Origin of the sequence: Planococcus sp. APC 3906 (assembly GCF_030407685.1) — a bacterium.
Lineage (GTDB): Bacteria > Bacillota > Bacilli > Bacillales_A > Planococcaceae > Planococcus > Planococcus koreensis.
The window spans coordinates 103,603-116,392 of sequence record NZ_JASDCW010000008.1 but is presented as its reverse complement, the minus strand read 5'-3'; the positions used below and the strand labels follow the sequence as shown (position 1 = coordinate 116,392).

Here is a 12,790-nt window from a genome sequence, read left to right as displayed (position 1 = left end):
ATCACTAGATATTTAAGTGTGGCAACCATCACGTTTGATCAGTTAAATGTGATGCTTCGCATTAAAATAGATACTATAGATGCTTTATTTAAATGTCTATTCAATGGATAGTCCTCTATTATTTATACTTTTAACATAAACTCATAGAGTAGTTGATTTATATATGATCTCTTACTTCAAAAGTTTTAATTCCCAGAAAAAATAAGCAGAAGAAGAACCTCCTACTCATTCCAATTCCATTAAATGATTCGAGTGCCCCACAAATCCTACTTGTTCAGCGATAAGCGAATTCATCAGATCATTTTTCTCCATGTCATCTGTTCGCTGCTCAAGTTCCAGGTAATGAACATCCATAACCTTTACAAACGCCTCTGTTGACCCTTTTACTTTGATTGGCGTCCCTTCCATCTCTCCAAGAGCGATTTGATACTCTAGCGATGCTTCCACTAGATGCGCCTTTTCACTTGATGCCATGTCTCCCCATTCTGCCAAAATCTCAATGGGTGTAGCCAATCCGTCTGCGTTTACTTGCATGACTCTTTCAGTTACTACTAATTCAACTTCTTCAATTTCTGCCGCTTCTTCATCCGTTGATATGGTAGTTAAATCTTTTTTTGTTGAACAGGCGGTAAGTAATACTAAAATCAATAATAAACCTACCATATATTTTTTACTCAGATAAACCACTCCTTTCGATCCAGGTATTTGCTCCTGATTATAATCGAAGTTGCTAGTTTTGCATACAAATTTTTACATATATTCAGAAAAGGGAGCACCTTTCTTTTATAAGTCACTACTGGTTTCTTTCTTACCGAATGAGCAACATCTTTCACTCTCTTATTTTTAGAAATTCAAAGGAGCACCAACTTACTAACAAAGGAAACATATGATTATGGAAAAAGAATAGGAGCATGAAATTTATTAGAACCTCAACTCATCGACTGCAATATGGAATGGATTTTGATCGAGCTATAAAATAACTTTAATCGAGAAGAATTGTGCTTATTGATGAGGAGATTAGATTTTAAAGTATTAGATTAGTTTTCAATGTCATTTAAAACTAGAGATAGAGATAATCGATAGGCTCTGGTTTATTTAACTCTTTATTTCTAAACCCAACTAATTTATTTGCAGAAAAGTGCAAGCTGCTGATCATGTGGCTTTTTAGTATGCTGGTTCAAATAACTGTGTGATTACGGAAGATTATTTTTAAGAAAATCAGCTATATTATTGTAATTATGAAACTAATTGCTCTCTCATTCTGTCTTTCTTAATAATAATTTTTAGTGTAATGGAGGTATGACGATGTGGTTCATATTCGGGCTTATCGCAATAACAGCAACTTGTATAAATCTTTTTATGTATGCCACAGGCAAAGATTATAAATTGGCGATGGCAATAGGCTTATCATTTACAGCTTTAACAATTGTCGCAGATTACAGTATGGTGGCCAATTGGGTAGAAGTGGAAGATTGGTCTGCTTTAATGGATGTAGTTCCTACCATGGCAGCAGCATTATGGGTTTTAACGATCCTATCGATTTTATTGAATATCACTCCTATACTTTTAGAGCTCAAAAACAAAAACTAATTACTGATTGTCGCTTCATTTATTAATGTCCACTAGGTGCTTTCGGCTCTGCCGTTCATTTATTTTTAAAATCAAGCGATATATTTATAAAAAGAAACCAAAAATTTGGCTGATAATGTCATGCTGTAATGGCTTATTGGTTTAAATAATCATTTGATTAGGAAGACTAATCTTTAATAACCGGATCAAATTGTGTAAGAACTGATTGTAGACAAGCAAAAATCAGTAAGAATGGAGAACCTTATGACATAAGAAAAATGGATACTCATCGTTTTGAGAATCATGGACTTAATCCTTGTCATCATGCATTATACAGATTTTGTACTGCTCTTTTTTTAACCAACAGGATACATCATGCCTTTGGTTTTAAACATTGTTATTAGTAGTTTGATCATTTTTAGATCAAAAATTTCTAATGTCTGGACAATCACCATCCTTTTCATTGGAATACCTAAGCTTTTGTTCCATGGTTTAATCGTTTTGTGGCTGGATAATGATTACTCTGAAATCGTTAATCCCGATACCCAGCAATCAATAGTAATCGAATACTGACACGCAACATTAGGAGAAACAACTTATTTCTTTAATTTTTACAAGACTAAATTCGATTTTGTTGGCAAGCACCTTGATGATCAATCAATTTCCATGATGGTTCGGAATTATTCTCCTGGTAACGATCCTGAAGGTATTTTAGGTTTAGGTAAAGAAGAATGGATAACTGCAAATACCGTTCGTTTCCCCACTTGGGAAGGCATGAAGGATGTGTATTTAAACTCATCCACCATCCATTAGAAATCGAATAGAATCTCAACTCCACTGCACTCTAGGTATGTGATAAAAAAGGACAGCGAAAGCTTCTCTTTTTTGTTTGTGCTTTTTGCTTCGATTTGAATTTAAGGAGAAGACAGGTTTCATTGTGCAAATAAAGCACGAGAAAGTGAAAAAGAGCGAATCATCGTCATGTGCGAGAAAGAAATTACAAATAGAGCTTTTGATGTGAAGCTATATTGCCATGTCAGGGTAAAAAATTATGTAATAAAGAATGGTAAATCTTTAAGAAACCGTTCACTTTGTGAAATATCTAAAAAACTTTTAAGCATTAATAAAAGACCAAGTTTAATACATGTTACAATTGGCAAAAAACTAGCTTTATTTTGGAGGCTAATTATGAGCAAAAATGATAATCAAAAAAATTGGCCCATCTGGGCAACAGAATCAATTGAGATAGCTAATCCAGACCCCAGATGGTTAGAAATGGGTAAACAAGAGGAACAACAGCTTTATGATCTTCTTACTGTATTTGGAGTAGGACAAGTAATGCACATAGGCAGTACGTCTGTCCCTACGCTTCCTGCAAAACCAATCATTGATTTAATGGCTAATGTTAATTCGTTTGAACGGGTCACTGATATTTCAGTGTTATTGTCTAGCTACGATTGGCATTATGTACCTCCCCATTTAGATAACAAAGACTGGAGAAGGTTTTTTGTGAAGGTAAAAAACGATAAACGTGTAGCCCATCTTCACGTAATGCTAAAGGGAGAGCAACGATGGGAACAGCAATTACTTTTTCGTGATAAATTAAGGGATGACCCACAACTAGTTTTTGAATATGCTCGTCTCAAAAAGAATCTGGCACAAGAATTTAATCTTGATCGGGAAGCCTATACGGAAGCAAAAACAAAATTTGTTAATCTTGTGCTTGGGTTATGATACACCACAGAATTGTATATTTCTCAGAATTAATGAAGGGCAAAGAAGTTTGTTATTTTATGGCTTACTGGCCTGGTAGTTTAATTATGTAATTAAGAATAGGTTAATCTTCAACAATCGGACTAGATTATTAAACAAAAAAATGTAAATAAAGGAATGAGCCTATGGAAGTGCCTCTAAATTTAGAACAAGCAACTTTTCATGTAGAAAAAACGAAACCACTGAAACTTAAAGAAGTAAATTTTAAGATTAAACCTAGCCTTAAAGAACAAAAAAGATTGTTTAGAACTTCATTATATAAATTGACAATTATCGCAGAAGTAAATAATCAAGTGTATGAATTTGTAGACTATAATCTCAGCCATCAGTTGATTTCACAGCTAGAAAAAGACCCTACAAGATTTTTAGTTGGAGCAGAACCGCCATTTTTATGTGGAACTAACTGGCCGGCTAGTGGAATAGCAGAAGTTGTAGAAGCAAACAATATCCCTTTGGATTCCTTAATCATAATAGATGGAAATAATGCCGTTGCTACAATCTATAATAACGAAATACCTATATTGACTAACTGGCTTAAAAATTTTATCAAGTAAAATGCTCTTACTAATTTTGGATTCATCCAATTTTAATTGCGAAACATGTAATTCTTGCAACGCTGCCTTTCCTTCAATTTCAAAAAACCTTATACCAATACAAAGTTATATCGATATGTGGATTTGCAAGCTGTTTGATCGTATCTGCACCGCCCAGCACAAAACCTTCCTTCTCATAAAAGCGGCAGGCAATGACATTGTCGTTCTGCGCTTCAAGGGATAGGCCGATCAAAGACTTTTCCTGCGCCCAGGTTTCTGCAGCGTCAAGCAGCATACGCCCAATTCCGCTTTTCCGAAAACTTTTGCGGACGGCGATGTTTTCAATATAGGCAAAGTGGTTCCAGTCTTTCACTAACCGAATCTGGCCAACGCATGCCTCTGCGCAAAACGCCAAAAACACCACTTTCTGTTCGCTGTCGATATACGTTTCCCATTCCAGGTGATCATCCGGAAAACAAATTTCTGATTGATGTTCAGTTAATTGTTCTTCGTATGACCATGAACCGCCAGTAAAACGGGGGAGAATTTTTCCGATGACCGGAAAAGGCTCGTTTGCGTTATTCACCATGCCTATGAATTTTTCTTCCAATGGTTTGATGCTTATTTCTTCGCTGTGTTTCATCGATTTCACCCTCCACAATAGAGTTAAAACGCCCGTATTTTTCTGCGAACCAGATTCCAGCCCACTCAAATCCACGATTCTTCACACTTTATTATTTTACCCGATTCGTTTCAAACTTTCAGGTACCTAACCGAGTAACTCCAAAGCCTCGACTTTTCCCGACAGCACAAAAAAGCCGCAATTCCTAAGGGGGATAGGAATTGCGGACAAAGGGCGCCGACAGCGGGTACCAAGCGCTTCGGCTTTATAAATTTGGACTTGTTACCCGATGAGTTGCTTGGCAAGTCCCAATTGGTAATGTACTTGGTCAAATCCTGTGCCGCCGAGCGAATTTCTGCGGGCTACCGCTGTTTTCGGCAAGAGCACACCGTAAATGTCGTCTTCGATCAACGGGCTCGCTTCCTGAAGCTCCGCCAGAGGCAAATCTTTCAGGTAATAGCCGCGCTGGATGCACGTGAAGACCAGTTTGCCGGTCACTTCATGCGCTTCGCGGAACGGCAAGCCTTTGGCGGCTAGGTAATCCGCCAACTCCGTGGCATTCGAGAAATCAGAATGGACGGCTTTTTCCATGGAATCGGTGCGGACCGTCATCGTGCGGACCATGCCTTCGAAAATCGGCAAGGAGCCCATCAGCGTATGCACGGTGTCGAACATGCCTTCTTTGTCTTCCTGCAAATCTTTATTGTAAGCAAGCGGCAAGCCTTTCAGCGTCGTCAGCAATCCAAAAAGATTGCCATAGACGCGACCCGTCTTGCCGCGGATCAATTCAGCCATGTCTGGATTTTTCTTCTGCGGCATGATGCTTGAGCCGGTCGAGAACGTGTCGTCGAGTTCGATAAAACGAAACTCTTCGCTTGACCACAGGATGATTTCCTCGGCGAAACGCGACATATGCATCATCAGCATCGATGCATTGCTAAGGAATTCCAAGATGAAATCACGGTCGCTGACAGCGTCCAGGCTATTTTGGTAAACACCTGAAAAGCCGAGGAGGTCCGCAGACATTTCACGGTCGATCGGGAACGTCGTGCCAGACATCGCCCCTGCGCCCAGCGGCGACAAATCGATGCGTTTCACCGATTCTGAGAGCCGCTCTTTGTCACGCTGAAGCATCCAGAAATACGTCATCAAATGGTGCCCGAACGAAATCGGCTGTGCACGCTGCAGATGAGTATAGCCCGGAACCACCGTCTCAACATGCGCTTCCGCCTGCTCGACGATCGCGCTTTGGAACGCTTGGATTGCTTCGATAATTTCCTTTACCCGGTTTTTCAAATATAAATGCATGTCCGTTGCAACTTGATCGTTTCGGCTTCTGGCGGTATGGAGCTTTCCTCCGACGGGCCCGATCTCGTCAATCAGGAATTTCTCTAAGTTTAGATGAATGTCTTCGTTTGCAGTGCTGAACTCCAGTTCGCCTGCCTGTGCTTTCACTTTCAGCTTTTCCAGGCCGGACAAAATCTGGTCGCCTTCTTCTTGCGATAGGATGTTGCACGCCGCCAGCATTTTGACATGCGCCGTGCTCCCTTCCAAATCTTCCATCACAAGCTTCTGGTCAAATGAAATCGAAGCGCCGAACTCGTCGACCCACTGTTCAGCGGATTTCTGGAAACGTCCGCCCCACAGTTTGGTCATAATTTCACCTTCTCTTTCACCTGTTCTGTAACTGCCACTTCTTTTTTATTGACCATGGCGTTGACAACTGTTGGAAGGCCCCATAATTCGATAAAGCCGACTGCAGAAGCGTGGTTGAACGTGTCGTCTGTTGAATAAGTCGCCAATTGCTCGTTGTACAATGAATTCGGAGACTTACGCCCTTCCGTGATTGCATGGCCTTTGAATAATTTCACACGCACCGTGCCGTTGACGAATTCCTGTGTTTCTTTCAGGAATGCTTCAAGTGCGATACGAAGTGGCGAGAACCATAAGCCTTCATAAATCAATTCCGTCATTTTTTTCTCAATCACTGGTTTGAAATGAGCCATTTCTTTTACCAATGTAATGTCTTCCAATTCTTTATGCGCCGCAATCAACGTCATCGCAGCAGGCGCTTCGTAGATTTCACGTGATTTGATGCCGACCAGTCTGTTTTCAACATGGTCGATTCTGCCGACGCCGTGTTTGCCGGCGATGTGGTTTAATTCCAAAATCAGGTCCGTAAATTTATACGAGACACCGTTCAATTGAGTCGGAACGCCTTTGACGAACTCGATTTCCACGATGTCCGGAACATCCGGCGTGTCTTCAAGCGCGGATGTGATATCATATGCATCCGCTGGCGGCGTAGCCCAAGGGTCTTCAAGGATGCCGCATTCGTTGGCACGTCCCCAAAGGTTCATATCAATCGAGAACGGGCTGTCTAAATTTACTGGAATCGGCACATTGTGCTGTTTCGCATAAGCGATTTCCTCATCACGCGACCAGCCCCATTGGCGAACCGGCGCTACCACTTCAAGTGCCGGATTCAATGATTTGATGGATACTTCAAAACGCACCTGGTCATTGCCTTTTCCTGTACAGCCATGCGCAACTGCAGTAGAGCCGGTTTCTGCGGCAATTTCAACCAGTTTCTTCGAAATCAGCGGACGCGATAACGCGGACACCAACGGGTATTTTCCTTCGTATAATGTATGGGCTTGTAATGAGATAAGTGCATATTCATCCGCAAATTCATCTCTCGCATCGATCATGTAACTTTCAACTGCTCCGACTTGAAGCGCTTTTTGTTTGATGAATTCCAAGTCCTTGCCTTCTCCGATGTCGAGGCACACTGCAACAACGTCGTAGCCTTCCGCTTTCAGCCACGGAATGGCCACCGATGTATCTAATCCCCCTGAATACGCTAAAACGATCTTTTTATTCAATATGAAAACCTCCAATGTATTTTTATACAGTTATGTGTTGTTAATATACATATAGTATCACGGAATATTTATAAGTGCAAGTGTATAACTCTACAAATTTACATAAAAAAAAGCAGCCGCAGCTGCTCTTATTCTCCACCTATTGTATATTCATGTGAATCCAGGTCGATTTTCACTTCAGACATCTTGCCGTTCTCCATATTGGTAAACAGGAAACCGATTTGGTTGTCGCGCACAAGCGGCTGCCCCAGCATCAGCAAACGAGACAATTGCTCGCCTTCGATGAACGCCAGCAAGGCTTCCGATTCTTTTTTCGATTCCGCATCGTTCAAGATCGACACGGTGTCAGCCTGTGCTTCCAACGGAAAGCCGTCAGCTAGTGGTCCAGTATACTCAATGTTGACTTTCATGCCAGTGCGGATATCGCTGATGACGCCGTCTGTCGACTCTTCCCCGTTTTTAAGGTTAATCGCTACGTCTTCAGGAATATCAAAATAAATATTGTTGACGAGAATCTTGTCTGTTGTCACTTGCGTGATAAAGCCTTCTTCCGTCATGTCCTGCTGCTCTGCTGCAACTTCCTGCTCTGCCGGCGGCGCAGTTTCTTCTGCGGCCGGTTCTGCGTTCTTATCATCTGAACATGCTGCCAAAAATAGCATGCTTGCTATCAATAAACCAAATTTCTTCAAAATTATTCATTCCTTTGCTAGTTGATCGTCGTTGTGTCGGCATTATTAGAAAAGTCCAACAGGTTTATTTTAACCGCTTCAGTTGCCTGTTGCAATAGGAAGCAGCTATTCTCTTAAGCCTTACTATAGTAGAGAATGCCATTTTCGCCGAGACGTTCCACAATCTGTCCTTCCTCAAGCAGGTAATCGATTTGGCCGATGGTTTCCGACAGCGTCAGGCCCAATTCCTTTTCGTAAGCATATGGGAAAAGTTTTTGCGTCAGGCTGTAAACTGTATTTTCTTCCTGTTCAATCATCGCCAGCACTTTCATCGCCCGTTGGTGCTGCTTCTCAAGGCGCTGCGTAACCAGTTCATGGACATTGCGCACTTCTTCGCCGTGGCCGCTGTAGATGACGTCAATCGGCATTTTGAGCAGCCTCGCCAATGATGCATTATATTGAAGCAATGATTTCGGACGGCCTTCGTCTGGGTTCAAGGGTGGTTCGATGAGCGGATTGGAACTCACTTTTGCGATCACGTGGTCGCCGCCGATCATTTCGCCCGTTTCTTTATTCCAGAACGACAAATGGCTTTGCGCGTGGCCAAGCGTCTCCATGACGTCCCAGTCCGGATGGCCGGGCAGCGTATCGCCTTCATTAATTGCCATATCAAGCGGCCGGCTGCCGAGCAGATTCAGCGGGCGCTTCATTTTCTTGACCCAGAACATCAAATCATCCGGCACGCCTTCCTCTTTCAAACGCTCCAAATAAAAGGCATCGTGGTAATCAAAAAAAGCCTGGTCCCGTCGCAGCCACAAATCATTATACGGATGCCCATATAATGTAGCGTTTTTGAAGCCATCCACCCAGCCCGCATGGTCAGGATGGTGATGCGTCAACACGACTTGTTCAATGTCGTCGGGTTCAACATTCGCTTGTTTCAGCCCGAATTTCAGGGCTTCCCATGCTTCCGGCGTTTTCGGGCCCGCATCGATCAAGGTCAGCATATCGCCTTTCATTAAATAAGAATTAACGTCCCCGACCGCAAAAGGCGTCGGAATAATAATTTTATGTAAAGCCATATTTCCATCTCCTCTAAACTGAATGACTATTCACCTATCATACCGCGAAACGGCCGCTCCGTCACGTGCCGGGGGCATTTGACAAAACGCGCCAAAACACCCTATAATGCATGTACATATAGAAGCGAAGAAAAAGGCCAGTACGGAAGATGATGGTGCCCAGAGAGTGTGCTCCCGCTGAAACGCACACCCCCGCTCCCTTCCCGAACCTGCTTTTGAGCTGCCGTGCAAAACACGGCCGTACGTCCGCGTTAAGGATCTCGAGAAGTGCCATAATGGCAAACTTAGGTGGTACCGCGGAAACCAAACGTTTTCGTCCTTGCAAAAAGCAGGGATGGATTCGTTTTTTTTATGGAAAAACGGAAAAGCGCAAATGTTGATATTGATTTTATTTATATACTATAGAAGAAAAGGAAGTGCTGAAGATGAATATTGTATGCGTAGGAGCAGGTTCCATGGCGGAATCGATGATCCATGGCTGGATCAATAAACGGATTTTAAAGGCGGAGGATATCGCCGTGATGAACAAGTCCGACCGTGACCGGCTGGAATTGTTGAGCGATGAATACGGCGTGAAAATCGTCCAGAAAGAGCGGCAGGAATTGCGCAACGCTGATTTCATCCTGCTGGCGATGAAACCGAAAGATGTCGAAGCTGCGTTAACGGATATCAAAGACAATTTGACCGGCAACACTGTCATCATCTCTGTGGTTGCCGGCGTCTCCATTGAAACGATCCAGAAACACGTCGGCAACTTCCCTGTCGCCCGCGCTATGCCGAACACTTCGGCGAAAGTCGGCAAGTCCGCAACCGGGGTTGCCTGGAGCAAATATGTCACGCTCGACCAGCAGCACGATTTGCGTGATTTGCTGTCGTCGATCGGCAGTGTCACAGTAGTCGATGAAAAGCAGATCGATGCGGTAACTGCCGTTGCAGGCAGCGGGCCGGCGTATATCTATTATTTCGCGGAAGCGATGACAGAAGCGGCGATTGCCAACGGCTTGTCGCCTGCCGACGCGAAACGGCTCGTCCGGCAGACTTTCTCAGGAGCGGCCGATATGCTGCAGCATGAAGATTTCGCTGTGCTCCGCAAAAAAGTCACCAGCCCGAACGGCACGACAGCTGCTGGCCTCGCTGCACTTGAACGGAACAACTTTAAAGGGATTGTCGGCGAATGCGTGAAAGACGCAGCTGACCGTGCACAAGCCTTAGGACGGGAATTCGAATAATACCTTCTGGTATACTGAAAAACAGTTGGGTAGAATTTGAAGGAGGCGTTTTTATTGGCAAAGTTATTTGAAGCATATACGATCAAAGACACCACATTTAAAAACCGCATCGTCATGGCGCCGATGTGCATGTACCAAAGCGATAAAGAAGACGGCAAAGTTTCAGACTGGCACCGTGTGCATTATCCGACGCGCGCAGTCGGCCAGGTCGGCTTGATCATCGTCGAAGCGACAGCGGTCCAGCCGCAAGGGCGCATCTCTTCCCGCGACCTTGGCATTTGGGACGACAGCCACATCGACGGCTTGGCGGAAATTGTTCGCCTGATGCAGCAAAACGGTGCGAAAACCGGCATTCAACTGGCACACGCTGGCAGAAAGGCGACCGTTGGTGGTGCGATTCAAGCACCAAGCGCCATCGCTTTCAACGATAAATACAAGACGCCGGTCGAAATGACCGTCGAAGACATCCAAGAAACCGTGCAAGCGTTCAAGGACGGAGCAATCCGCGCTAAAAAAGCGGGCTTCGACGTCATCGAATTGCACGGTGCGCACGGTTATTTGATCAATGAATTCCTGTCGCCGCTGTCCAATAAACGGAGCGACGAATACGGCGGCACTGCGGAAAACCGCTACCGCATCCTGCGTGAAACGATTGATGCGGTCAATGAAGTATGGGATGGCCCGTTATTCGTCCGCATCTCCGCACACGATTACACTGAAGGCGGCATGACGCCTGAGCAATACGTGGAAATGACGAAATGGATGAAACAGCAAGGCGTCGATTTGGTCGATGTCAGTTCTGGCGCCTTGGTGCCTGCACAGATACCGGTGTTCCCCGGCTATCAAGTTAAGTTCTCCGAGACCATCAAACACGAGACGCCAATCGATACAGGCGCTGTCGGACTCATCACGAGCGCTCTTCATGCAGAAGAAATTCTGCAAAACGGACGCGCGGATATGATCTTCCTGGCACGTGAGCTGCTTCGCGAACCATACTGGGCTTATGCGGCGGCAAAAGAATTGAAAGCCGACATAGACGTCCCTGTGCCGTATGAGCGCGGCTGGCTATAAGGCAGTTGCAAAAAACGGCTAATTTAGTATACTTAATGTAACGCAAAAAACCGAATGCCTAGGCATTCGGCCAGCTGCATGCCGCGCAAGAGCGGTTGGCTGGAAATCTTGGTTTCAGAAAATAACCGTCTTTCCTCTACCACAAGGGACGGTTATTTTTTTTTGTTAATGACTAAAATCATGGAAACGACCAAAGTCACTGCACTGATCGTCAAACCGATGCTCGTGAAAACGAGACCGAATGATTCTGTAATTGTCATATCACCACCCCCTTTCCGGGAATGGCCAAACCGTCCTCATGCAGCTGTACGTTTATTTTAACATAAAGAGAACACTTGTTCTATTATTTCCAAAAATTTTTTAATATTTTCCCAAATAAAGCCATCGGCATCCGATGGCTTTCCAATTTATTCTTATTTTTTCTTGATTTTCCTTGTTTGCTGCTGCCAATCGAATTCCAATAAATCGCGGGCGATGTGGAAATCAGCATGCACATCCTTCACTTGTCCGATGAGCCGTTTGTCATCTTCCGGCAAAAAACGTGCGCTGATGTGGTTGGCGATAACGGTTTTCGCCCCTGCGAGGCTCCCGGTGCGGGCAGCGTCCAAAAATGTCGAATGGCCGTAATCCGCCGCGAGCTTTTGGGTGTCGCTGTCAAACGTCGCTTCATGGACCAGAACATCGGCGCCTTTGCCAAGCGCAACGGCATTTTCGCAAAAGCGGGTGTCCCCGAGAATCGCAACGACGAACCCGGGCTGCTGCGCATCCGTGACGTCTTCACTGCGAACGGTCCGGCCGTCTTCAAGCAATACGTCTTCGCCGTTTTTCAGCTTCGCCAGCAGCGGCCCTTTTGGGACACCGAGCGCCGCCGCTTTTTCGATCTGCAATTTCGGCGGCAGCGGTTTTTGCGTGATGCGGTAACCCCAAGACGGAATGGCATGGTCAAGCTCTGCCGCTTCCACCACCATCGTCTCGTCTTCGAAAACAGTTTTTCCATCCAGTTCATGGTATGAAATGTCATAGGTCAAATGGGTGCGGCTCAAGCGCAATACTGTTTCCACGAACTCCCGGATGCCGGGCGGGCCATAAATGCCGAGCGGTTCGTCCCCGCCTTGGAACGAACGCGAGCCCAAAAGCCCCGGCAGCCCGAAAATATGGTCGCCATGCATATGGGTGATGAAAATCTTTTCGATTTTCCGCAATTTCACTGTTGTGTGCAAGATCTGATGCTGTGCTGCCTCACCGCAGTCGAAAAGCCAGACTGTGCCGCGCTCTTCCAGCAATTTCAGGGCCAGCGAACTTGTATTGCGCATTTTTGAAGGCATGCCTGCCCCTGTCCCCAGAAATAATAACTGCAT

Annotated in this window: 12 protein-coding genes and 1 other annotated feature; of the genes, 5 read left to right on the top strand and 7 right to left on the bottom strand. The window is 44.6% G+C overall.

The genetic code is table 11. The features are described 5' to 3' along the window. Window positions 1-225: 225 nt before the first annotated feature. A complete protein-coding gene (locus QMA09_RS07080) occupies window positions 226-687 on the bottom strand; it encodes a hypothetical protein (protein ID WP_290212561.1) in 462 nt (153 codons plus the stop codon). A gap of 618 nt (window positions 688-1,305) precedes the next feature. Between QMA09_RS07080 and QMA09_RS07075 the strand changes: the two genes are divergently transcribed. From QMA09_RS07075 to QMA09_RS07065, 3 genes are all read left to right on the top strand, one after another. Then, the gene (locus QMA09_RS07075) at window positions 1,306-1,590 is read left to right on the top strand and encodes a hypothetical protein (protein WP_290212560.1); all 285 of its coding nucleotides are present in this window, start codon (window positions 1,306-1,308) and stop codon (window positions 1,588-1,590) included. A 1,167-nt stretch (window positions 1,591-2,757) separates the two neighbouring features. After that, window positions 2,758-3,303: a GrpB family protein gene (locus tag QMA09_RS07070; protein ID WP_290212565.1), complete on the top strand. Its 546-nt coding sequence runs from the start codon at window positions 2,758-2,760 to the stop codon at window positions 3,301-3,303. Between the two features lie 164 nt (window positions 3,304-3,467). Next, window positions 3,468-3,896 (top strand): hypothetical protein, encoded by a 429-nt coding sequence (locus QMA09_RS07065; protein WP_290212559.1) that lies wholly within the window; start codon window positions 3,468-3,470, stop codon window positions 3,894-3,896. 79 nt (window positions 3,897-3,975) lie between these two features. Here the strand turns inward: QMA09_RS07065 and QMA09_RS07060 are convergent, their stop codons facing one another. The 5 genes from QMA09_RS07060 to QMA09_RS07040 form a co-directional block, all read right to left on the bottom strand. Further along, window positions 3,976-4,518: a GNAT family N-acetyltransferase gene (locus QMA09_RS07060; RefSeq protein WP_290212558.1), complete on the bottom strand. Its 543-nt coding sequence runs from the start codon at window positions 4,516-4,518 to the stop codon at window positions 3,976-3,978. A gap of 261 nt (window positions 4,519-4,779) precedes the next feature. After that, a complete protein-coding gene (gene argH, locus QMA09_RS07055; RefSeq protein ID WP_290212557.1) occupies window positions 4,780-6,153 on the bottom strand; it encodes an argininosuccinate lyase in 1,374 nt (457 codons plus the stop codon). Further along, complete coding sequence (locus tag QMA09_RS07050) at window positions 6,150-7,385, bottom strand: argininosuccinate synthase (RefSeq protein WP_175580324.1); 1,236 nt, start codon at window positions 7,383-7,385, stop codon at window positions 6,150-6,152. Before QMA09_RS07050 ends, argH begins: the two co-directional genes overlap by 4 nt. Window positions 7,386-7,510: 125 nt before the next feature. Further along, window positions 7,511-8,071, bottom strand: a complete 561-nt coding sequence (locus tag QMA09_RS07045; protein ID WP_290212556.1) for a hypothetical protein — start codon at window positions 8,069-8,071, stop codon at window positions 7,511-7,513. A 113-nt stretch (window positions 8,072-8,184) separates the two neighbouring features. After that, on the bottom strand, window positions 8,185-9,132 hold the full coding sequence (locus QMA09_RS07040) for an MBL fold metallo-hydrolase (protein WP_290212555.1): 948 nt from the start codon (window positions 9,130-9,132) through the stop codon (window positions 8,185-8,187). Window positions 9,133-9,250: 118 nt separating this feature from the next. Beyond that, window positions 9,251-9,456 (top strand) — a binding site (T-box leader). A 101-nt stretch (window positions 9,457-9,557) separates the two neighbouring features. On the opposite strand from QMA09_RS07040, the gene proC reads away from it, so the two are divergent. Next, on the top strand, window positions 9,558-10,361 hold the full coding sequence (gene proC / locus QMA09_RS07035) for a pyrroline-5-carboxylate reductase (RefSeq protein ID WP_290212554.1): 804 nt from the start codon (window positions 9,558-9,560) through the stop codon (window positions 10,359-10,361). Between the two features lie 54 nt (window positions 10,362-10,415). Then, window positions 10,416-11,432 carry an NADPH dehydrogenase NamA gene (gene namA, locus QMA09_RS07030; RefSeq protein WP_290212553.1) on the top strand — a complete coding sequence of 339 codons (1,017 nt, stop codon included), beginning with the start codon at window positions 10,416-10,418 and terminating at the stop codon, window positions 11,430-11,432. A 413-nt stretch (window positions 11,433-11,845) separates the two neighbouring features. Here namA and rnz read toward each other — a convergent pair whose 3' ends face one another. Beyond that, on the bottom strand, window positions 11,846-12,790 hold the full coding sequence (gene rnz / locus QMA09_RS07025; protein WP_290212552.1) for a ribonuclease Z: 945 nt from the start codon (window positions 12,788-12,790) through the stop codon (window positions 11,846-11,848).